Source organism: Verrucosispora sp. NA02020 (assembly GCF_013364215.1).
Classification (GTDB): domain Bacteria; phylum Actinomycetota; class Actinomycetes; order Mycobacteriales; family Micromonosporaceae; genus Micromonospora.
Genome location: NZ_CP054923.1, coordinates 2,554,686 through 2,576,011 on the forward strand (window position 1 = coordinate 2,554,686; position 21,326 = coordinate 2,576,011).

General features: G+C 72.4%; 18 protein-coding genes. 16 read left to right on the forward strand and 2 right to left on the reverse strand.

What is annotated here, in order from left to right; all coding sequences use genetic code 11:
* The first annotated feature begins 12 nt into the window (after positions 1-12).
* The 3 genes from HUT12_RS11245 to pheT all read left to right on the forward strand — a co-directional run bounded on the left by HUT12_RS11245 (position 13) and on the right by pheT (position 4,746).
* The gene (locus tag HUT12_RS11245) at positions 13-810 is read left to right on the forward strand and encodes an RNA methyltransferase (protein ID WP_131052959.1); all 798 of its coding nucleotides are present in this window, start codon (positions 13-15) and stop codon (positions 808-810) included.
* Positions 811-1,065: 255 nt separating this feature from the next.
* Positions 1,066-2,136, forward strand: coding sequence for a phenylalanine--tRNA ligase subunit alpha (gene pheS / locus HUT12_RS11250; protein ID WP_131052958.1), 1,071 nt, complete (start codon positions 1,066-1,068; stop codon positions 2,134-2,136).
* Positions 2,137-2,175: 39 nt separating this feature from the next.
* Complete coding sequence (gene pheT / locus HUT12_RS11255) at positions 2,176-4,746, forward strand: phenylalanine--tRNA ligase subunit beta (protein WP_176093316.1); 2,571 nt, start codon at positions 2,176-2,178, stop codon at positions 4,744-4,746.
* Positions 4,747-4,825: 79 nt separating this feature from the next.
* On the opposite strand, the gene HUT12_RS11260 is transcribed toward pheT, so the two are convergent.
* A complete protein-coding gene (locus tag HUT12_RS11260; RefSeq protein WP_254876776.1) occupies positions 4,826-5,425 on the reverse strand; it encodes a Crp/Fnr family transcriptional regulator in 600 nt (199 codons plus the stop codon).
* 451 nt (positions 5,426-5,876) lie between these two features.
* Here HUT12_RS11260 and HUT12_RS11265 point away from each other — a divergent pair, with 451 nt between their 5' ends.
* From HUT12_RS11265 to argH, 13 genes are all read left to right on the forward strand, one after another.
* Complete coding sequence (locus tag HUT12_RS11265; RefSeq protein WP_176093318.1) at positions 5,877-6,692, forward strand: hypothetical protein; 816 nt, start codon at positions 5,877-5,879, stop codon at positions 6,690-6,692.
* On the forward strand, positions 6,689-8,977 hold the full coding sequence (locus HUT12_RS11270; RefSeq protein WP_176093319.1) for a hypothetical protein: 2,289 nt from the start codon (positions 6,689-6,691) through the stop codon (positions 8,975-8,977). Before HUT12_RS11265 ends, HUT12_RS11270 begins: the two co-directional genes overlap by 4 nt.
* Positions 8,974-9,798: a hypothetical protein gene (locus HUT12_RS11275; protein ID WP_254876777.1), complete on the forward strand. Its 825-nt coding sequence runs from the start codon at positions 8,974-8,976 to the stop codon at positions 9,796-9,798. Before HUT12_RS11270 ends, HUT12_RS11275 begins: the two co-directional genes overlap by 4 nt.
* A gap of 224 nt (positions 9,799-10,022) precedes the next feature.
* On the forward strand, positions 10,023-11,225 hold the full coding sequence (locus tag HUT12_RS11280) for a nucleotide sugar dehydrogenase (RefSeq protein ID WP_176093320.1): 1,203 nt from the start codon (positions 10,023-10,025) through the stop codon (positions 11,223-11,225).
* On the forward strand, positions 11,222-12,022 hold the full coding sequence (locus tag HUT12_RS11285) for a glycosyltransferase family 2 protein (protein ID WP_236145813.1): 801 nt from the start codon (positions 11,222-11,224) through the stop codon (positions 12,020-12,022). Before HUT12_RS11280 ends, HUT12_RS11285 begins: the two co-directional genes overlap by 4 nt.
* A gap of 8 nt (positions 12,023-12,030) precedes the next feature.
* Positions 12,031-13,056: an NAD(P)-dependent oxidoreductase gene (locus HUT12_RS11290; protein ID WP_131054061.1), complete on the forward strand. Its 1,026-nt coding sequence runs from the start codon at positions 12,031-12,033 to the stop codon at positions 13,054-13,056.
* A 106-nt stretch (positions 13,057-13,162) separates the two neighbouring features.
* Positions 13,163-14,164 (forward strand): N-acetyl-gamma-glutamyl-phosphate reductase, encoded by a 1,002-nt coding sequence (gene argC, locus HUT12_RS11295; protein WP_131054060.1) that lies wholly within the window; start codon positions 13,163-13,165, stop codon positions 14,162-14,164.
* A complete protein-coding gene (gene argJ, locus HUT12_RS11300) occupies positions 14,161-15,330 on the forward strand; it encodes a bifunctional glutamate N-acetyltransferase/amino-acid acetyltransferase ArgJ (RefSeq protein WP_176093321.1) in 1,170 nt (389 codons plus the stop codon). The genes argC and argJ overlap by 4 nt, the downstream gene beginning before the upstream one ends.
* Positions 15,331-15,529: 199 nt before the next feature.
* On the forward strand, positions 15,530-16,417 hold the full coding sequence (gene argB / locus HUT12_RS11305) for an acetylglutamate kinase (protein ID WP_131054058.1): 888 nt from the start codon (positions 15,530-15,532) through the stop codon (positions 16,415-16,417).
* Between the two features lie 17 nt (positions 16,418-16,434).
* The gene (locus tag HUT12_RS11310) at positions 16,435-17,646 is read left to right on the forward strand and encodes an acetylornithine transaminase (protein ID WP_131054064.1); all 1,212 of its coding nucleotides are present in this window, start codon (positions 16,435-16,437) and stop codon (positions 17,644-17,646) included.
* Positions 17,643-18,569: an ornithine carbamoyltransferase gene (gene argF, locus HUT12_RS11315; RefSeq protein ID WP_131054057.1), complete on the forward strand. Its 927-nt coding sequence runs from the start codon at positions 17,643-17,645 to the stop codon at positions 18,567-18,569. The genes HUT12_RS11310 and argF overlap by 4 nt, the downstream gene beginning before the upstream one ends.
* Positions 18,566-19,081, forward strand: a complete 516-nt coding sequence (locus HUT12_RS11320; protein WP_117230175.1) for an arginine repressor — start codon at positions 18,566-18,568, stop codon at positions 19,079-19,081. The genes argF and HUT12_RS11320 overlap by 4 nt, the downstream gene beginning before the upstream one ends.
* A gap of 58 nt (positions 19,082-19,139) precedes the next feature.
* A complete protein-coding gene (gene argH, locus HUT12_RS11325) occupies positions 19,140-20,603 on the forward strand; it encodes an argininosuccinate lyase (RefSeq protein ID WP_176095740.1) in 1,464 nt (487 codons plus the stop codon).
* A 197-nt stretch (positions 20,604-20,800) separates the two neighbouring features.
* Here argH and HUT12_RS11330 read toward each other — a convergent pair whose 3' ends face one another.
* Entirely contained in the window at positions 20,801-21,229 is a 429-nt protein-coding gene (locus HUT12_RS11330; protein ID WP_131056199.1) for a DNA-binding protein, read from the reverse strand.
* Between the last annotated feature and the right edge of the window lie 97 nt (positions 21,230-21,326).

Consider the following 21,326-nt stretch of genomic DNA (forward strand, 5'->3'; position numbering starts at 1 on the left):
GGTGAGGACGAGATGACCTTCACACCGCGTACCCCCAGGGTGGTCGCCGCCCGCCGACTCCAGCGCCGCCGGGACCGCGAGGCCACCGGCCGGTTCCTGGCCGAGGGGCCGCAGGCGGTCCGCGAGGCACTGGCCCGCCCGCGTACGGTCCGCGAGCTGTTCGGCACGCCGACCGCTCTCGACCGGTACGCCGACCTCGCGGCAGCCGCGGCCCGCGACGACGTACCCGTCTCCGAGGTGACCGAGGAGGCGCTCGCCGCGCTCGCCGAGACCGTCGCGCCGCAGGGCCTGGTCGCCGTCTGCGAGCACGTCGACGTACCCCTGGAGACCGCTCTGGCCGGACGGCCGCGCCTGGTCGCGGTCCTCGCCGGTATCCGTGACCCGGGCAACGCCGGCACCGTGCTGCGGACCGCCGACGCGGCCGGGGCCGCCGTGGTGGTCTTCGCCGGGGAGGCGGTCGACCCGTACAACGGCAAGTGTGTCCGCTCCTCGGCCGGCAGCCTGTTCCACGTCGACGTGGTCCGCGAACGCGACCCCGCCGAGGTGGTCGACGCGGTGCGGTCCGCCGGGCTGACCGTGCTCGCCGCCACCGGGCACGGCGCCGACGACCTCGACGACCTGGCCGACGCCGGTCGGCTCGCCGCGCCCACGGCCTGGCTGTTCGGCTCCGAGGCGCACGGCCTCCCCGCCGAGCTGGCCGGGGCCGCCGACGCCCGGGTCCGGGTGCCGCTGCACGGGCGGGCGGAGAGCCTCAACCTGGCTGCGGCTGCGGCCGTCTGCCTGTACGCTTCGGCGAGAGCACAGCGCTGACCTCCGGTCAGGCGCACCGCACGAGTAGGCACCGCACGAGACATGCCGTGCGACAAGACTCAGCACGAGGAGAGCGGCCCCCATGGTGAACGCGACCGGGCGTTCCTTTAGCCAGCCCGCCGGTGTCGGCGGGCGGCGGGCCTGACCTGCTCCCCACGCGACTCCCACCGGCGGGCTGCGGCGTAGCCGCGCGTCCGTAGACTCGCTTCGCCGCCCGTGAGGGCCGGCACCGCCGTGAGGGAGTGCCCGTACGCCATGAGCTACCGCAACGATCCGTACGACCCGAAGCAGGTCGCCCTGCTCGACCCGGCCGCCCTGGCCGAGGCCGTGTCCGAGGCCGAGAAGGCGTTCGCCGCCGCCGGCGACCCCGACGCGCTGGCCGTGGTGCGCCCGGCGCACCTCGGTGACCGCGCCCCGGTCTCGCTGGCCCGCCGGGAGATCGGCGCGCTGCCGCCGGCCGCCAAGTCCGACGCCGGCAAACGGGTCAACGAGGCCCGCCGCGCCATCGAGCAGGCCCACGCCGCCCGCGCCGAGGTGCTGGAGCGCGAACAGGCCGAGCGGGTGCTGGTGGAGGAGCGCGTCGACGTGACGTTGCCCCACGACCGGCGGCCGCGCGGCTCCCGACACCCGGTCAGCCTGGTGACCGAGCAGATCAGCGATCTGTTCGTCGGGATGGGCTACGAGGTGGCCGAGGGCCCCGAGGTCGAGTTGGAGTGGACCAACTTCGACGCGTTGAACATCGGGCCGGACCACCCGGCGCGCGGCCTGATGGACACCTTCCACATCGCACCCGCCACGGAGTCCGGGCTGGTCCTGCGGACCCACACCTCACCGGTGCAGGCGCGGACCATGCTGACCCGCAAGCCGCCGATCTATGTGGTCGTGCCCGGCCGGGTCTATCGCACCGACGAGTTGGACGCCACCCACGCGCCCGTCTTCCACCAGGTCGAGGGCCTGGTGGTGGACAAGGGCATCACCATGGCCCACCTGCGCGGCACCCTGGACCACTTCGCCCAGGCGATGTTCGGCGCGGGGGCGCGGACCCGCTTCCGGCCGCACTACTTCCCGTTCACCGAGCCGTCGGCCGAGTTCGACGTCTGGTTCCCGGAGCACCGCGACGGCCCCCGGTGGGTGGAGTGGGGCGGCTGCGGCATGGTCAACCCCCGGGTGTTGCGCGCCTGCGGCATCGACCCGGAGGTCTACTCGGGGTTCGCCTTCGGCATGGGCATCGACCGCACGGTGATGTTCCGGCACGGGGTCAGCGACATGCGGGACATGGCCGAAGGCGACGTGCGGTTCACCCGCGCGTTCGGGGCCGGTGTGTAGGGCGACGGGTACGAGTCACGGAGACGGTGGTCACAAGTCATGCGAGTTTCTGTCAGTTGGCTGCGGGAGTACGTCGATCTCCCGGCCGACCTGCCCGCCGCCGACCTGGAGCGGGCCCTGGTCGACCTCGGTATCGAGGTCGAGTCGATCGTGGACCTGGCCGACACGGTCCAGGGGGCGCTGGTGGTCGGTGAGGTCCTCGATATCGAGGAGCTGACCGGCTTCAAGAAGCCGATCCGGTTCTGCCGGGTCGACGTCGGGGCCGCCAACGGCACCGGCGAGCCGCAGGAGATCGTCTGCGGGGCGCGCAACTTCGCCCCCGGCGACCGGGTGGTGGTGATCCTGCCCGGCGGCGTCCTGCCGGGTGGCTTCGCGATCGGCGCCCGCAAGACGTACGGGCGCAACTCCAACGGCATGATCTGCTCGGAGCGTGAGCTGGGCCTCGGCGACGACCACGACGGCATCGTGGTGCTGCCCGAGGGCACCGCCGGCAAGCCCGGCGACGACGCCCGCCCGATGGTCGGCCTCGACGACGTCGTGGTCGAGGTGGAGATCACCCCGGACCGGGGCTACCAGATGTCGCTGCGGGGGCTGGCCCGTGAGTTGGCGCTCGCCCTCGGGGTGAACTTCCGGGATCCCGGTCTGGTGCCCGCGCCGACCGGCACCGCCGACCCGGTGTACCCGGTCGAGGTCCGCGACACCGTCGGCTGCGACCGGTTCGCGGCCCGGCTGGTGCGCGGCGTGGACCCGACCGCACCGAGCCCCGAGTGGATGCAGCGGCGGCTCACCCTCGCCGGCATCCGCACCATCTCCCTGCCGGTCGACATCACCAACTACGTGATGCTGGAAACCGGCCAGCCGATGCACGCCTTCGACGCGGACCGGATCACCGGTGCGCTGGTGGTTCGACGGGCCGAGGCGGGCGAGAAGCTGACCACGCTCGACGGGGTGACCCGGGTGCTCGCGCCGGAGGACATGGTCATCTGCGACACCGGGGCGCCGAACCCGCTCGCCGGCGAGGGCGTGCCGATCTCGCTCGCCGCCGTGATGGGCGGCGAGACCAGCGAGGTGGTGCCCGGCACCGTCAACGTGCTGTTCGAGGCCGCGCACTGGGACCCGGTGATGGTCGGGCGCACCGCCCGCCGGCACAAGCTGTTCAGCGAGGCCGCCAAGCGGTGGGAGCGGGGCGTCGACCCGGCCCTGCCGCTGGTCGCGCTGGACCGCGCGGTGCGGCTGCTCACCGAGTACGCGGGCGGCACCGTCGCCGACGAGGTGCTGGACATCGACCACGTCGCACCGCGTACGCCGGTGGTGCTGCCGGTCGACCTGCCCACCCGGCGGGTCGGCGTGGAGTACCCGCCGGCCCGGGTGGTGGCCCTGCTGGAGCAGGTCGGGTGCACCGTCGCCCGGGGTGCCGACCGGCTCGCCGAGGACGCGGGCGAGGTGGGTGCCGTCGGCGGTGTCGAGGCGCTCAGCGTCACCCCGCCCACCTGGCGGCCCGACCTGACCGATCCGGCCGACCTGGTCGAGGAGGTGGCCCGCCTCGACGGGTACGACAAGGTGCCGTCGGTGTTGCCGACCGCGCCGCCCGGGCGGGGGTTGACCGCGCGGCAGCGCCGTCACCGCGCGGTGTGCCGCTCGCTTGCCGAACGCGGCTTCGTCGAGGTGCTGGCGCACCCGTTCGTGGCGACCGAGCTGGCCGACCAGCTCGGGCTGCCCGCCGACGACCCGCGTCGCCAGGCGGTCCGGTTGGCCAACCCGCTCTCCGAGGAGGAGCCGCTGCTGCGGACCACGCTGCTCGGCCCGCTGCTCGGCATCGTCCGCCGCAACCTCGGTCGTGGTCTGCGTGACCTGGCGCTCTACGAGACCGGCGCGGTCTTCCGCGCGCGTCCGGGTGCCGGCCGACCGCCGGTCATGGGCGTCGACCGGCGGCCCACCGACGAGGAGTTCGCCGCCGCCGACGCGGTCGTCCCGGACCAGCCCCGGCACGTCGCGGTCGTGTTGACCGGTGACGTCGAGCCGGCCGGCTGGTGGGGTGCGGGTCGGGCGGCCGGCTGGGCGGACGCCGTGGAGGCGGGTCGGGCGGTGCTGGCCGCCGCCGGGGTGCCGCAGGACAGCATCGAGGTGCGGGCCGCCGAGTACGCCCCCTGGCACCCCGGCCGGTGCGCCGCGTTGCTGGTGGACGGCACGGTGGTCGGCCACGCCGGTGAACTGCACCCGACGGTGCTCGCCACGCTGGAGTTGCCCCGCCGGACCAGCGCCATGGAGCTGGACCTGGACGCGCTGCCGGAGGCGCCGGTGGCGCTCGCGCCGACGGTGTCCGGCTTCCCGCCGGCGCTGATCGACGTGGCGTTGGTGGTGGACGAGTCGGTCCCGGCGGAGGCGGTGCGGCAGGCTCTCACCGAGGGCGCCGGCACCCTGCTGGAATCGGTGCGGCTGTTCGACGTGTACGCCTCCGAGCAGGTGGGCGCGGGCCGCAAGTCGTTGGCCTACAAGCTGACCTTCCGCGCACCGGACCGGACGCTGACCGTCGAGGAGGCGGTGGCCGCCCGGGACGCCGCGGTGGCCCGCGCCGCCGAGCGTTACCACGCCACCCTGCGCGGCGCCTGACGCGTATGTAAGGAGGGGTCCCCTGCTAACGCCTCGTGCATAGCAGGGGACCCCTCCTAACATCCGGGGTGTGCTCCGGTCAGTTCTCGTCGTCGAGGCGACCGAGGGCGCGCAGCCCGTCCAGGTCGCGGACGGTCATCCGCCGATAGTCCGTGTCCACCAGGCCCTCGTTGCGCAACTCGCGGAGACTCTTCTGGATCGAGGTCTCGGAGGCGCCGCAGATGGTGGCCAGCTCCGACTGGGTCAGCCGGACGTCGATGACGACCCCGCCGGCCGCCTGCCGACCGTGGGTGCGGGACAGCTCCGCCACCACCCTGGCCACCCGGATGGTCACCGGGTAGGAGGTGAAGTCGATCCGCCGCCGGTTCGACCACCGCAGCCGGTCGGAGACCATCGCGGCGAGTTCGAGCGCGGCGTCGGGATGGCCCTTCAGGAACGTACGGAACCGGTCGGACGGGATCACGCAGTACCGGGCGGGCCCGCAGGCGGTGACGGTCGCCGAGCGTGGCTGGTCGTTGAGCGCCGACATCTCCCCGATCAGGTCGCCCCCGACCCGCAGGGACAGCAGCGCGGTTCGTCCGTCGGCCAGCGCAGCGGTGACCTTCGTCAGGCCCTCCTCGATGAGGATCAGGTGGGACTCCCGCAGGCCTTCGTGGATCAGGATCTGACCGGCCGGCACCCGGCGACGGACCCCGAGTTCGAGAAGGGCGGCGCGTACGGGAGGACCCAGTCGTTGAAGAAAGGTGCCGTGAGGCCACTCCGGAATCTGGGGTGGATCTCGCCGCATCAAGGCTCCCAATCTGCTTAGCCAACGACAGCGGTCGAAGCGTAGCCGGTCGCCTACAATCTTCGGCGCCCACCGGAACAGAGCCGCTGTGAGCAGGAATCCGACCAGCAGACCGAGGGTAGGCAGCAACTCCAGATCCAGCCCCAGGAGCAGGTCGATCGGAACTGTCCACATACGGCGAGTACACCGCCCGGAGCTGGCCGGAATGCCCGCTCAGGACGGAATGACGGTTGGTCGACAACCCCTGTGATGCCGTACTTCTACGGGGTCTGCGCCCGTCGCCACGGCTTGGATGTCCCCTGGTGCCAGGACCGGCAGGGTGTGGTGACGAAGGGGTGACGACATGAGACATCCAGAACGGCGGATGCTGATCTGCGTGGACATGGAGCGCTACAGCGGGCGCGGTAACGTCCAGCAGTACGAGGCGCAGCAGGACTTCCACCGAGTGCTGCGGGAAACGGCCGAGGAGGTGGGCCTGCGACGGGAAGACTGGAGGACGCAGCAGTCCGGTGACGGAGAACTGGCGATCCTGCCCCGCGAGCTTCCCGAGGCACACCTGATCGGTCGGTTCGTGCCGGAGCTGAACCGTCGACTGCGTCGCTACAACGCCAGTCGCCTCCCGGCGGCCCGCATCCGGCTGCGGATCGCGGTGCACCAGGGCATGGTGCACCTGGACGGCGCCAACGGCTTTCCCGGTCAGGCGGTCGTACTGGTGAGCAGGCTCTGCGACGCCGCACCGGTACGCCGTGCGCTGGCCGCGTTCCCGGACGCCGGGATCGCGCTGGTGGTCTCCTCGGACATCTATCGCGACGTGGTCACCGAGTATCCCGAGCAGATCCGCCCGGACCGCTTCAAGCGGATCGACGTGCGCATCCCGGACAAGCAGTTCCAGGCTCAGGGGTGGCTCTGCGTCGTGGATGAGGACGTCGCCTCGTGGGTGGGGGACGAGTCGCCGGAGGTGTCCGGTGGGGTGAGCGAGCCCAGGCTGGAAGAGGAGAGGCGGGGCGGCTACCCCGCGTACCGTGCCCCGGATCCGGTGGCCGGCGGAATCCGTACCGGTGACATCCGTGTCGACGGCCAGAACGCGGTGGGACACGGCGCCATGGCGATCGGTTCGGTGGGCCGGGACGTCCATCTCCGTCCTGGTACGGACCGATGACCGACCCGAACCCGCAGTCGGCTCCGCACGACTCCGTGACCGGCACCGTCCCGGACACGCCGCAGTCCGCGCCGCCGAGTGGTGAGACACCAGCGCCCCACGACGGACCGGCACCGGAGGCCGGTGCGGGCACGTCGGGGCCGGCCGAGCCGGCCGGGCCGGAGGAGCCGGAGGACGTCGAGGAGCCACTGGATCCCGGCGATGTGCTGCGCCGACTCGCGGGTCTGCTCGGCGGCGTCGCCGGCGTCGAGGTGGGCGACGTCCTCGTCCGGGGACAGAACGCCACCGGACACGGTGCGATGGCGATCGGCACGGTCAACGTCACCGCGACGGCAGCGCAGGCGGGCCGGGTCTGGTCCGAGACGCTCAGCGCGACAATCGTCCGGGACGTGGTCCACGGCTACGCCCCGGCCGTCAGTGACCAGCAGCTCGACCGGGTACTGAAGCAACGCCACGTGGTGTGCTTGTCCGGCCCTGCCGGCAGTGGGCGTTTCACCTCGGCGCTGGTCGGAGCCGCCCGCCGGCACGGTCTCGACCGGGTCGGCGTACTCGGTGTCGCGCAGCCCGCCGACCTGCTCGGTGGTGCGACGGGCCCCCGGTCGGGGTGCGGGTACGTGCTGCGGCTCACCGACGAGGCGGTGCGCGGCGTCGACGGTTACACGTTGGTCCAGTTGGCGTCGCGGGCCGAGTCCGAGGGGGTGACGCTGCTGCTGGTCGGTGACTTCTCCCGACGTGCCCGGGACCTTGGCGGGCACGTCATCGAGCATCGACCGGCGCCGGCCGGGGACGTGTTCCGCGCTCGGCTGCGACGGGAGTTGGCCGGACGCTGCGTCGGTTTCTGCGCCGACCGCTGCGACGGGGAGTGCCTGGAGCGTTACGTGGACGAGGAGTGCGCCCGCCATCCGCTGCTCGCCACCTATCTCGCCGCCGAGCCTCGGTCGCGCGAGGTGGTGCCGGTGGTCGAGGCGATCGCCCGGACGCTGCCCCGTGCCGGCCAGCTCACCGAGCGGCTGGCGCAGTTGCTTCCCCAGCAGCTCCGGGAGCGCGCCGCGCGCATCCTGGATCCGCAGGACGGTGCCGGCATCCCGGTGGGCTGGTCCGGCGAACAGGTACGTGCGTTCCGACTCTCCTGTGTGGTGTTGGCGGGGCTGTCGACAGCGGAGATCCGGTTCGCCGCCGGCCGGCTGGTGGCGGCCGACGCGCCGGAGCGTCCGCCGGGGGCTCCCGTGCCGGAGCGGTCACCGGCGACGGCGGTACGGCTGCGGGGCACCGCGCTCGACGATCTGCTCGGGGCCACCCTGCGTGCCGCCGTGGTGGTGGAGCCGGCCGACGGATGGGCCGTCGGTGGGGTACGGGTGCAGTTCGCGACGGGCAGCGAGGATCTGCGGTCGGCCGTGCTCGACGTCGCGTGGGCCGAGTGGTGGCCGCCGGAGGTCCTGCTCGGCTGGCTCGCGGACATGGTCCGTACCGACCTGCCGGAGGTGCGGCAGGCCGCGGCGGGGGCGATCGGTTGGTCTGCCGGCCGGGACGTCCGGGCGGCTCTGGACGCCGTGCGGGACCTGGCCCGGGACCGGCGAGCCGGGGTTCGGCAGGCCGCCGCGATCATCCTGGTCGCGATGGCACTGCAGCCTCGCCTGCGTCAGCGGGTACGGGTCGAGTTGGACGGCTGGGCCGCCGGAACGGCCGCGCACCTGCGGGACACCGTGGCCCGAGCCCACGAACTGGGGTTGGCCCGTCTCTGGCCGGACGCGGCCCTGGTCCAACTGCGGATGGTCGCGTCGGCGCGGATGCAGCGGTGGAACAACTCGGTGTCACGCGGGCTGGTCGAGGTGTACCAGGGCGGGAACGCCGCCGCGCTCGTCCCCGACCTGGCCGGATGGACCCGTTCGAGCGATCGGGAGGTGCGGCTGCACGCCGCGAGGACCCTCCGGGTGCTGGCGGAACGGTGGGCGCCGGCACCCCGGGAGCAGTGGCCGGAACTGCTGGACCTGGCCCGGGCGGAGATCGTGTCCCCGCATGACCTGGCCGAGCTCTGGGCGACGGCGTTGAGCCTCCCGGAGACGGCGTACCGCGCCTGGCGGACGCTCGGTTTCTGGCTGGACCGGGCCGACGGGCAGCCGGAGGTCGCCGGCCACGTACTGGCGCTGCTGCGGCTCGTGGTGGCCGGACGGCCTCCGCTGCGCCGCCGGCTCGACCACCAGTTGCGTCATGTGTGGCGTCCCGTCATGCCGCGCAAGCCGCTACTCGACGATGTCGAACGACTGATTCGTGAGGACAGCCGATGACCACTGCATCCCCGGGGAACACGCCCACGCACCATGCCGTACCGCGTCAGCCGGAGCGCTCGTGGTGGCAGCGCATCTTCTCGCCGATGCCCGTTGCGCCAGTGCCTGTGCCGAGGCCCGCGCCGGTGCGGGTGACCTTCCGGCAGGACGTACCGAGACCGATGCTGGTGCCGGCCAAGGGGGACGCCTTCGACTTCTGCCTGTACGTGGCCTACCTGTGGACGGCGTCGAACATGCCCTTCGAGGAGCTGCAGATGCGTGCCGAGGGTCTGCTGCCGTGGGCGCGGAGCATCGTCCGGGAGCGCGTGATCGACCTTGCCCGCGAGTACGAGCCGCACCGGGCCCACGATCTGGAGCGGGCGCTGAACAACGTGTTGATGCACCAGCGGTGGCCGCAGGAGCAGGGCCAGCTGCCGCAGTTCGGGGTGCGTATCCGGGTCAGCCCGGAGGATCGGGTGCGCGAAAGACTCCGTCCGTACTGGGAGGAGCGGATCAGGCTGGAGTGCGACCACGAACTGCAGAAGATCCGGGCTCGCCAGGCCGACGAGTTGACTCGCCGGTGGGGCACGGTGCTGCGTGACCTCGAGGACGACCCAGTCACCGCCCACGCGGCGGCCCTGGCCGGGGAACAGTTCGCCGATATCTTCCGGCGCTACGTCGAGGAGCGTCGGGGCAGCGTGCCGGACCTGGTGCGGCTGCTCCGCGAGGCGGTCAAGGGGCACAGCGACCTTGCTCTCGGGCCGTCCGAGTACACGCAGGCGTGGGATCTGGCACTGCGCACGTATGAGCGGCAGCACGGGTTGTCCGAGCAGGTCAACTGAAGCGTCAGGGCGCTCGTAGAGATGTTAGGAAGGGTCCCCTCCTATGCATGAGGCGTTAGGAGGGGACCCTTCCTTGCATCCGGTCCTTGCATCCGGGCAGAGATCGGCCGAAAGGCTGGCATCGATAGCTGTTTGGTTACCCGCGAGTCACGTGCGAGCGGTTAGCCTGCTTGGACCCCGCGCACCGCCGCCGATCAGACCCGCCACCCCACGGGAGCCCCCTCATGTCCGACGAGCCACCCCCTGCGGTCGACGTCTGCATAGTCGGTGGTTGTGGCCGGGTCGGCCTGCCACTGGGCATCGCCTTCGCCGCCCGCGGACTCTCCGTCGTGTTGTACGACCTCAACGCCGACGCGGTGGACACCGTCAACGCCGCCACGTTGCCGTTCGCCGAGGCGGGTGCCGCCGCACCGCTGGCCGAGGCGGTGGCCGCCGGTCGTCTGCGGGCCACCACCGACCCGGCGGCCGTCGGCCTCTCCGCGCATCTGGTGGTCGTGGTGGGTACGCCGGTCGACGAGCACCTCAACCCGGATCTCGGTGCCGTGCCCCGGGCCCTGGAACGCTGTGCGGAGCACCTGCGGGACGGTCAGCTCGTCGTGCTGCGCAGCACCGTCTATCCGGGAGTGACCGCGCTGACCGAGAAGCTGCTGGCCGCCAAGGGTGTGCACGCCGACGTCGCCTTCTGTCCGGAGCGTATCGCCGAGGGCCACGCGATGACCGAGTTGTTCGCGCTGCCGCAGATCGTGGCCGCGCGGACGCCGGAGGCGCAGGCCCGGGCGGAGCGGCTGTTCCGGCACCTCACCGAGCAGATCGTGCCGTTGCAGCCGGAGGAGGCGGAGCTGGCGAAGCTGTTCACCAACACGTGGCGTTACATCAAGTTCGCCACCGCCAACCAGTTCTGGATGATGGCCAACGACGTCGGGCTGGACTTCGCCCGGATCCGGCACGCCGTGGCGTTCGACTATCCGCGCGCGGCGGACCTGCCGATGCCGGGCTTCGCCGCCGGACCGTGCCTGTTCAAGGACACCATGCAGTTGGCCGCCTTCAACCGGAACAATTTCGTGCTCGGTCACTCGGCCATGCTGATCAACGAGGGGCTGCCGCTGTATCTGGTGTCCCGGTTGGAGGACCGCTTCGATCTGGCCACGTCGACCGTGGGCATCCTCGGCATGGCGTTCAAGGGCGGCAGCGACGACCCTCGGGAGAGCCTGGCGTACAAGCTGCGCAAGATCCTCGCGTTGAAGGCCCGCGAGACGCTCTGCACCGACCCGTACGTGGTCGACGAGCGGCTCCTCGACCTGGACGAGGTGGTGCGCCGGTCGGATCTGCTGGTCATCGCGGCCCCGCACGAGCAGTACGCCCGCCTCGACACCGACCGGCCGGTGATCGACATGTGGGGCCTGACCGGGCAGGGGGTGCGGGTGTGAACCCGCGCGTCTCGGTGATCGTGCCGGTCTACGACGAGGGCGAGGCGATCGTCCGTTGCCTGGAACGGATGCTGCGGGAGTTGATGCTCCCCGCCGAGGTGCTCATCGTGCACGACCAGCCCGAGGACACCACGGTGCCGTACGTGGAGCAGATCGCGCGGACCGATCCTCGGGTGCGGGCGGTGCTGAACACCTACGGCCGGGGCCCGGCCAACGCGATCCGGTTCGGCATCGACGCGGCCCGGGCGCCGGTCGTGGTGGTGACGATGGCCGACGGCTGTGACGACCCCCGGCAGATCGACGAGCTGGCCCGGCTGGTGGACCGGGGTGTGGTGGTCGCGGCGGCGTCCCGGTACATGCCGGGCGGCCAGCAGGTCGGCGGACCACGGCTGAAGCGGATCATGTCCCGGTGGGCGGGCCGGAGCCTGTACACCTTCGCCCGGGTCGGCACCCGGGACGCCACCAACAGCTTCAAGGCGTACGACACCGCGTTCGTGCGGGAGGTCGGTATCGAGTCGCGGACCGGCTTCGAGATCGGGCTGGAGCTGACCGCCAAGGCGACCCGGCTGCGGCTGCCGGTGGCGGAGATCCCGACGATCTGGCTGGACCGACCGCTCGGCGAGTCCCACTTCGACCTGGGGCGTTTCCTGCCGGGCTACCTGCGTTGGTACGTCTTCTCCTACGGTCGGCGGCTGAGCCGGGAGAAGATGGCCGCCCGGCGCGGGCCGGCGGTCGTGGCGGTCCCGCGCGGCGCCGGGTACGAACAGCGCGGCACCGAGTACGAGAAGACGGCTTAGGAGCGTACGTGGCGAAGGTCCTGGTTACCGGTTCCGCCGGCTTCATCGGCGGCTATCTGGTCTCCGAGTTGCTCGATCGCGGGCACGAGGTGGTCGGGATCGACGACTTCTCGAAGTACGGGCCGGTCACCCACAGCTACGACACGCACCCGCGTTTCCGGTTCGTCGAGGGTGACGCCCGCGACGTCGGCCTGCTCACCGACCTGCTCGACGGCTGCGACCACCTGGTCGCCGGTGCGGCGATGATCGGCGGGATCTCCTACTTCCACGCGTACGCCTACGACCTGCTCGCCACCAACGAACGGATCATGGCGGCCACCTGTGACGCGGCGATCCGGGCCCATCGGGAGGGTCGGCTCGCCAAGGTCACCTATCTGTCCTCCTCGATGGTGTACGAGTCGACGACGCACTGGCCGAGCCGGGAGGGCGACGAGCGGCGGATCCCGCCTCCGCTCTCCTCGTACGGCTTCCAGAAGCTGGCCGTGGAGTACTACGCCCGGGCGGCCTGGGAGCAGTACCGGCTGCCGTACACGATCGTGCGGCCGTTCAACTGCGTGGGCGTGGGGGAGGGGCGGGCCCTGGGCCAGGCCGAGGTGCTCTCCGGCAACGTCAAGCTGGCCATGTCGCACGTGGTGCCCGACCTGGTGCAGAAGATCGTCAAGGGGCAGGACCCGCTGCACATCCTCGGCGAGGGCGACCAGGTGCGGCACTACACCTACGGCGGTGACCTGGCACGGGGCATCGCGCTCGCCGTCGAGCACCCGGCCGCGTTGAACGAGGACTTCAACCTCTCCACCGCGCGGTCGACCACCGTACTGGAGCTGGCCGAGGTGATCTGGCGCAAGATCAAGGGGCCGGACGTGCCGTTCCGTCACGTCAGTGACGACCCTTTCGAGTACGACGTGCAGAGGCGTGTGCCGGACACCACCAAGGCCGCCGAGGTGCTCGGTTTCACGGCCGCCACCTCGCTGGACGAGATGCTCGACGAGGTCGTCCCGTGGGTGACCCGGGCGGTGGCCGAGGGGCGGCTCTGACCGTCCCGTCCGCACCCGGTGACATCACCATGCAGCGGTATGCATGACCTTGCGGTCAGTCATCGGCCGCTGCTAACCTCTTCTGCATAGTCATGCGGAGGTAGGTATGGGAATTCGGGTCGCAGTCGCCGGGGCGAGCGGATACGCCGGAGGTGAACTGCTGCGCCTGTTGGCCGGGCACCCCGAGTTCGACCTGGTCGCCGCCACCGCGCACCGCCAGGCGGGGCAGCCGCTGGACAGCGTGCACCCGCAGCTCACCGGCATGGACCTGACGTTCGCGGCGACCACCCCGGACGTCCTGGCCGATGCCGACCTGGTCTTCCTCGCCCTGCCGCACGGTGAGTCGGCGGCGCTCGCGTCCCGGCTGCCCGCGCAGGTGCGGGTGGTGGACCTCGGCGCCGACCACCGCCTGGTCGACGGGGACGCCTGGACCCGCTACTACGGCGGCACCCACGCCGGCGCGTGGACCTACGGGCTGCCCGAACTGCCCGGTCAGCGGGAGCGCATCGCCGCCTCGACGCGGGTGGCCAACACCGGCTGTTACGCGGCCACCATCGTGCTGGCGCTGGCACCACTGATCGCCGCCGGAGCCGCCGACCCGGCCGACGTGGTGGTCGTCGCCGCCAGCGGCACCTCGGGCGCGGGCCGGGCCGCCAAGACCCACCTGCTGGCCAGCGAGGTGGCGGGCGACCTGTCGCCCTACAAGGTCGGCGCCCACCAGCACGTACCCGAGATCAAGCAGGCCACCGGCGCGACCGGGCTGTCGTTCACGCCGGTGCTGGCGCCGATGCCGCGCGGCATCCTGGCCACGGTCACCGCGCGGCCGACCGGCGAGGTGGACCCCCGCGCGGTGCTGGCGCAGGCGTACGCGGACGCGCCCTTCGTGCACCTGCTCCCCGAGGGCCGGTGGCCGCACACCGCCGCCACCCTCGGTGGCAACTCCTGCCACCTCCAGGCCACCGTCGACGTCGACTCCGGTCGGCTGATCGTGGTCGCCGCCCTGGACAACCTCGGCAAGGGCGCCGCCGGCCAGGCGGTGCAGAACGCCAACCTGATGTTCGGTCTGCCCGAGACCACGGGCCTGTCCTGCTTCGGAGTCGCGCCATGACCGTCACCACCCCCGGCGGGTTCCGGGCGGCCGGGGTCGCCGCCGGCCTCAAGACCAGCGGCGCCTCCGACGTGGCCCTGGTGGTCAACGACGGCCCGGACGCCGGGGTCGCCGCGGTCTTCACCAGCAACCGGGTCAAGGCCGCCCCGGTGGTCTGGACCCAGCAGGTGGTCCACGGCGGCCTGGTCCGGGCGGTGGTGCTCAACTCCGGCGGCGCGAACGCCTGCACCGGCCCGGCCGGCTTCCAGGACACCCACGCCACCGCCGAGCACACCGCCGCCGAACTGAGCGCGGTCAGCGGCCGGGAGTACGGCGCCGGTGAGGTGGCCGTCTGCTCCACCGGTCTGATCGGCGAGCGGCTGCCGATGGAGAAGCTCCTGCCGGGAGTGGCCTCGGCGGTGCGGGCCCTGGCCGGTGACGGCGGCGACGCCGCCGCCGAGGCGATCATGACCACCGACAGCCGACCGAAGACCGCCGTGACGCGCGGTGACGGCTGGACCGTCGGTGGCATGGCCAAGGGCGCCGGCATGCTGGCTCCCGGCATGGCCACCATGCTCTGCGTACTCACCACCGACGCGGTGGCCCCGCCGGAGACGCTCGGTGCGGCGCTGCGGGCCGCCACCCGGGTCACCTTCGACCGGGTCGACTCCGACGGCTGCATGTCGACGAACGACACCGTGCTGCTGCTGTCCAGCGGTGCCTCCGGGGTCACGCCGAGCGAGGCGGAGCTGACCGGCGCGGTCACCGCCGCCTGCCACGACCTGGCGAGGCAGTTGCTGGCCGACGCCGAGGGCGCCACGAAGGAGATCGCCATCGAGGTGGTCGGCGCGGCGAACGAGGACGAGGCGGTCGAGGTGGGCCGGTCGGTGGCCCGCAACAACCTGGTGAAGACCGCGCTGTTCGGCAACGACCCGAACTGGGGGCGGATCCTCGCCGCCGTCGGCACGACCGCCGCCACGTTCGAGTCGAACGAGATCGACGTCGCGGTCAACGGGATCTGGATCTGCCGCTCCGGCGCCGCCGCCGAGGACCGGTCCCGCGTCGACCTGACCGGACGCGACGTCACCATCCGCATCGACCTGCACGCCGGCGCCGCCGAGGCGACGGTGTGGACCAACGACCTGTCGCACGGGTACGTGCACGAGAACTCGGCGTACTCGACGTGAGCGCGAGGAACGCAGCGAAGCGGAGTCCCGCAGTCGCGAACAGAAGGTCAGCGACGTGAGCGCGAGGAACGCAGCGAAGCGGAGTCCCGCAGTCGCGAACAGAAGGTCAGCGACGTGAGCGCGAGGAATGCAGCGAAGCGGAGTCCCGCAGTCGCGAACAGAAGGTCAGCGACGTGATCTATTACGGAAGGCCGGTCCGGTGACCCTGACCTCGGATCTGACCCGCGCCCAGGAGAAGGCCGCCACCCTGATCGAGGCACTGCCCTGGCTGGCCCGTTTCTCCGGCTCCACGGTGGTGGTCAAGTACGGCGGCAACGCCATGGTCGACCCCGAGTTGCAGCGGGCCTTCGCCGCCGACATGGTGTTCCTGCGCTACGTCGGGCTCAAGCCGGTGGTGGTGCACGGCGGGGGGCCGCAGATCTCGGCGATGCTCGGTCGGCTCGGCATCGACAGCGAGTTCCGGGGCGGCCTGCGGGTGACCACCCCGGAGGCGATGGACGTGGTCCGGATGGTGCTGGTCGGGCAGGTCGGCCGGGAACTGGTCGGGCTGATCAACGCGCACGGCCCGTTCGCGGTCGGGCTCTCCGGCGAGGACGCCGGGCTGTTCACGGCGGTACGCCGGCACGCGTACGTGGACGGCGAAGCGGTCGACGTGGGTCAGGTCGGCGACGTCGAGTCGGTGGACGTCTCGGCGGTGGACGACCTGATCGGAGCGGGCCGGATTCCGGTGATCTCCACCGTGGCGCCGGACGTGGACGGGGTGCTGCACAACCTCAACGCGGACACCGCCGCCGCCGCGCTGGCGGTCGCGCTGCGCGCCCGCAAGCTGGTCGTGCTCACCGACGTGCCCGGCCTGTACGCCGACTGGCCGGACACCTCCAGCCTGGTCAGCGAGATCGGCACCACCGAGCTGGCCGCACTGCTGCCGTCGCTGGAGTCGGGCATGGTGCCCAAGATGGAGGCCTGCCTGCGCGCGGTCAGCGGGGGCGTACCCGCGGCCCACGTGGTCGACGGTCGGGTCGCGCACTCCACCCTGTTGGAAGTTTTCACCTCGGAAGGCTTCGGGACGATGGTGATCCCCTCATGAGCGGGCGGAGTGCCGGCATGACGCTGGTCGAGCGGTGGCGGCAGTCGATGATGGACAACTACGGCACGCCGCCGCTGGCCCTGGTGTCCGGTTCCGGCGCCGTGGTCACGGACGAGGCCGGTCGGGAGTACGTGGACCTGCTCGGCGGCATCGCCGTCAACTCCCTCGGGCACGCGCACCCGGCCGTGGTGGCCGCCGTGTCGAAGCAGGTCGCCACGCTCGGGCACGTCTCCAACCTGTACGTCGCCGAACCCCCGGTGGCCCTGGCGGAGCTGCTGCTGGCCCTGGCCGGACGCCCGGGTCGGGTGTTCTTCGCCAACTCCGGCGCCGAGGCCAACGAGGCGGCGTTCAAGCTGTCCCGGCGTACCGGCCGCACCCACGTGGTCGCCACCGTCGGTGGTTTCCACGGCCGGACCATGGGTGCCCTGGCGTTGACCGGTCAGCCGGCCAAGGCCGACCCGTTCCGTCCGCTTCCCGGCGAGGTCGACCACGTCCCGTACGGTGACGTCGCCGCCCTTGAGGCGACGGTGACCGACGCGACCGCGATGGTGATCCTGGAGCCGATCCAGGGCGAGAGCGGCGTGGTGGTCCCACCGGCCGGCTACCTCGCCGCCGCCCGGCGGATCACCGCCCGGCACGGCGCGCTGCTGGTGGTCGACGAGGTGCAGACCGGTGTCGGTCGCACCGGACACTGGTACGCGCACCAGGCCGAGGGTGTCGAGCCGGACGTGGTGACCCTGGCCAAGGGGCTCGGCGGCGGACTGCCGATCGGTGCCACCCTGGCCTTCGGCCCGGCTGCGGACCTGCTGGTCGCCGGGTCGCACGGCAGCACGTTCGGCGGCAACCCGGTGAGCTGCGCCGCCGCGCTCGCGGTGATCTCCACGATCGCCCACGAGGGGCTGCTCGACCACGTCAAGCGGATCGGGGAGCGGCTGCGCCGGGGCATCGAGGGGCTCGGGCATCCGCTGGTCGGCGGGGTGCGGGGCGCCGGGCTGCTGCTCGGCGTGACCCTGACCGCGCCGGTGTCGGCCGCCGCCGCCGAGGCGCTGCGCGGCGCCGGTTTCCTGGTGAACCCGATCCAGCCGGACGTGCTCCGGCTGGCCCCGCCGCTGATCCTCACCGCCGACCAGGCCGACGCGTTCCTGGCCGCGCTGCCCCTCGCCCTCGACGCGGTGACGCCCACCCCCGGCCCGGCCGGTGACCTCGACCCGACGGAGGCCAAGGCATGACCCGGCACTTCCTGCGTGACGACGACCTGTCGCCCGCCGAGCAGGCCGCCGTGCTCGACCTGGCGGCCCGGATGAAGGCCGACCGGTTCGCGTACGCGCCGCTCGCCGGTCCGCGGTCGGTGGCGGTGCTCTTCGACAAGCAGAGCCTGCGGACCCGGATCTCGTTCGACGCCGGCATCGCCGAACTCGGCGGGCACCCGCTGGTGGTGGACACCCAGGTCACCCACTTCGGGCGGGGGGAGACGCTGGCCGACGCGGGGCGGGTGCTGTCCCGCTACGTGGCCGCGATCGTGCTGCGGACGCACGGTGACGACCGGATCGCCGAGGTCGCCGAGGGGGCCACCGTGCCGGTGGTCAACGCGCTGACCGACGGCTTCCACCCCTGCCAGCTCCTGGCCGACCTGCTGACCGTGCGGGAACGCTTCGGCGACACCGCCGGGCGCACCCTGGCGTACGTCGGCGACGCGGCGAACAACATGTCCCACTCGTACCTGCTGGCCGGCGCGACCGCCGGGATGCACGTCCGGGTCGCCGGTCCGGAGGGCTTCGCGCCCGACGCCGACGTGGTGGCCCGTGCCGAGGCGATCGCCGCCGACACCGGCGGCAGCGTCCGGGTGCTCGTCGACCCGGTCGACGCGGTCCGGGACGCCGACGTGGTCGCCACCGACACCTGGGTCTCGATGGGGCAGGAGGGCGACGGGCTGGACCGCGCCACCCCGTTCCTGCCGTACCAGGTCAACGAGGAACTGCTCGGGCACGCCGCACCGACGGTGATCGTGCTGCACTGCCTGCCGGCGCACCGGGGCGAGGAGATCACCGGCGAGGTGCTGGACGGCCCGCGCAGTGCCGTCTTCGACCAGGCGGAGAATCGGCTGCACGCCCAGAAGGCGTTGCTGGCGTTCCTCCTGGAGGAGAAGACATGAGTGCACCGCTGACCCGTGCCGCCCGGCACGCCCGCATCGTCGAGCTGATCCGTGACCGGGCCGTCCGTTCACAGACCGAGCTGGCCGAGTTCCTCGGCGACGAGGGCGTCCAGGTCACCCAGGCCACGCTCTCGCGGGACCTGAAGGAACTGGGGGCGGTCACCGCCCGGGGCGGCGACGGTCGGGCCGTGTACGTCATCCCGGAGGACGGCCACCGGCCGTTGCGCGACGCCGAGGCGGCGCCGGCCCGGCTGGTACGGCTGCTGCGGGAACTGCTCAACGAGGTCGACTCCAGCGGCAACATCGCCGTGCTGCGGACGCCGCCGGGGGCCGCACAGTATCTGGCCAGCGCGTTGGACCGGGCGGGACTGCCGGAGGTGGTCGGCACCATAGCCGGTGACGACACCATCCTCGTGGTGGCCCGCGAATCCGACGGCGGGGCCGCGCTCGGCGAACGGCTCGCCGGCTGGGCCCGTCGCGACGAGTACACCGAAGGGAACACAGCACCATGACCGAGCGGGACTTCGGGCGGGACGCCCGGTGCGGAGCGTCGCGGTGGTGACCGCCAGAATGGGCCAGGTGGACGACAAGAGCCTGACCGAGAACAGCGCGCCCGCCAACCGTACGAGCCTGTGGGGTGGCCGGTTCGCCGGTGGCCCGTCGGAGGCGCTGGCCCGCTTGTCGGTGAGCGTCCAGTTCGACTGGCGGCTGGCCCCGTACGACATCGCCGGTTCGCGGGCCCACGCCCGGGTGCTGGCCGGCGCCGGCCTGCTCGACCCGGACGAACTGGGCCGCATCCTCGCCGCCCTGGACGACCTGGAGGCGGCCTGCGCCTCCGGCGCGTTCCGGCCCACGGTCGACGACGAGGACGTGCACACCGCCCTGGAACGCGGGCTGCTGGAACGGCTCGGCAGCCTCGGCGGCAAGCTGCGCGCCGGCCGGTCCCGCAACGACCAGGTCGCCACCGACCTGCGGCTCTATCTGCGCGACCACGCCCGGGGGGTGGCGTCGCGGCTGGTCGAGCTGGCCGAGGCGCTGGTGGAGCAGGCCGAGCGGCACGTGGACACCGCCGCGCCCGGGATGACGCACCTGCAGCACGCCCAGCCGGTCACCTTCGGTCACTGGCTGCTCGCCCACGTGCAGCCGCTGCTGCGGGACCTGGAGCGGCTGCGCGACTGGGACCACCGTGCCGCCGTCAGCCCGCTCGGCGCGGGCGCGCTGGCCGGGTCGGGGCTGCCGCTGGACCCGGTGGCGGTCTCCAAGGAGTTGGGTTTCCGCACCTCGTTCGCCAACTCGATGGACGCGGTCGCGGACCGGGACTTCGTCGCCGAGTTCCTCTTCATCACGGCGCTGGTCGGCGTGCACCTGTCCCGCCTCGGCGAGGAGGTGGTGCTCTGGACGTCGCACGAGTTCGGCTGGGTGGAGCTGGACGACGCCTTCGCCACCGGCTCCTCGATCATGCCGCAGAAGAAGAACGCGGACATCGCCGAGCTGGCCCGGGGCAAGTCGGGACGGCTGGTCGGTGGGCTGGTCGCGGTGCTGACCATGCTCAAGGGTCTGCCCATGACGTACGACCGGGACATGCAGGAGGACAAGGAGCCGGCCTTCGACGCGGTCGACACCCTGGAACTGCTGCTGCCGGCCCTGGCCGGGATGATCTCCACCATGACGGTACGCGTCGACCGCCTGGTCGCCGCCGCGCCGGTGGGCTTCTCGTTGGCCACCGAGGTGGCCGACTGGCTGGTCCGCAAGGGTGTGCCGTTCCGCGACGCGCACGAGATCACCGGCAAGCTGGTGGCGCTCTGCGCGGTCCGGGACTGTGCCCTGGACGAGGTCTCCGACGACGACCTGGCCACGGTCAGCGAGCACCTCGACCCGAGCGTGCGCGACGTGCTGTCGGTCCGCTCGGCGCTGGCCGCCCGGATCACGCCCGGCTCGACCGGCCCCGGCCCGGTCGCCGACCAGCTCGCCACCGCCGCCGACCGGTTGGCCGGTTGGCGGGAGTGGGCGGCGGAGCAGGTCGTACCCCGCTGAGGCGGACGGCCCGGCCGACATCGGCCGGGCCGTCCGCTCGTTTCCCCAGTACGTCGGCTTCGGAGGACGGGCTCGTCGCTCCGGGTACTTGTGGTTGGTGTCCTTTCGAGCTGAACCGTTCGTGCTGTCGGGCCTGGGGCCCGCCGGTGGTGGCGACCTCCGGGGCAGGGTGCTGCGACCCTGGTGCAGCACCCGGCTCAGTCGGCGGCCTGGTCCGGTCGGGTGCGGGCGGCCAGCCGGTCGTAGCGCTGGCGGGCGGCCTGGGCGCTGCCCAGGCCGAGTCCGTGCCCGATCGCCTGCCAGGTCAGCCCACGGCTGCGCGCGAGGTCCAGCAGTCCCGCCTCCATGGTGTCGATCTCCGCCCGCAGGTGCGGGAAAAGGGTCAGCGCGGCGAGCAGGTCTCCCTCGTCGACCGGTTCCTCACCGTTCGTAGCTTCGGCGGCCCCGGCGGCCAGGGCCAACACCACGGCGATCGCCGCGTACGGATCGGCCGCGTACGGGTTGGTGTGTCGACGGCGCTGGGCCTCGGTGGCGGCGTGCCGCTCGGTGAGCCGGTGCAGGGCCGCGTAGGTGCGGTGGGCCGGATCCTGGGCTGCCTGTGCTGAGGTGCGGGCGGAGGCGGTCATGCCCCCAGTCCACTACTTCAACGAAGCGTTGTCAACAAGGTGTTGAGCCCTTGAGGTCGGAGGGGCGTCGATCGGCGGGCGTCGGTGGGGCGTCGCT

Excerpts from the sequence above, each read along its gene's own strand:
- HUT12_RS11275 (WP_254876777.1), top strand. The coding sequence starts at position 8,974 with ATGACCACTGCATCCCCGGGGAACACGCCCACGCACCATGCCGTACCG.
- HUT12_RS11265 (WP_176093318.1), top strand. The coding sequence starts at position 5,877 with ATGAGACATCCAGAACGGCGGATGCTGATCTGCGTGGACATGGAGCGC.
- HUT12_RS11330 (WP_131056199.1), bottom strand. The coding sequence starts at position 21,229 with ATGACCGCCTCCGCCCGCACCTCAGCACAGGCAGCCCAGGATCCGGCC.
- HUT12_RS11245 (WP_131052959.1), top strand. The coding sequence starts at position 13 with ATGACCTTCACACCGCGTACCCCCAGGGTGGTCGCCGCCCGCCGACTC.
- HUT12_RS11280 (WP_176093320.1), top strand. The coding sequence starts at position 10,023 with ATGTCCGACGAGCCACCCCCTGCGGTCGACGTCTGCATAGTCGGTGGT.
- argJ (WP_176093321.1), top strand. The coding sequence starts at position 14,161 with ATGACCGTCACCACCCCCGGCGGGTTCCGGGCGGCCGGGGTCGCCGCC.
- argC (WP_131054060.1), top strand. The coding sequence starts at position 13,163 with ATGGGAATTCGGGTCGCAGTCGCCGGGGCGAGCGGATACGCCGGAGGT.
- argH (WP_176095740.1), top strand. The coding sequence starts at position 19,140 with ATGGGCCAGGTGGACGACAAGAGCCTGACCGAGAACAGCGCGCCCGCC.
- HUT12_RS11270 (WP_176093319.1), top strand. The coding sequence starts at position 6,689 with ATGACCGACCCGAACCCGCAGTCGGCTCCGCACGACTCCGTGACCGGC.
- HUT12_RS11320 (WP_117230175.1), top strand. The coding sequence starts at position 18,566 with ATGAGTGCACCGCTGACCCGTGCCGCCCGGCACGCCCGCATCGTCGAG.
- pheS (WP_131052958.1), top strand. The coding sequence starts at position 1,066 with ATGAGCTACCGCAACGATCCGTACGACCCGAAGCAGGTCGCCCTGCTC.
- HUT12_RS11310 (WP_131054064.1), top strand. The coding sequence starts at position 16,435 with ATGACGCTGGTCGAGCGGTGGCGGCAGTCGATGATGGACAACTACGGC.
- pheT (WP_176093316.1), top strand. The coding sequence starts at position 2,176 with ATGCGAGTTTCTGTCAGTTGGCTGCGGGAGTACGTCGATCTCCCGGCC.
- argF (WP_131054057.1), top strand. The coding sequence starts at position 17,643 with ATGACCCGGCACTTCCTGCGTGACGACGACCTGTCGCCCGCCGAGCAG.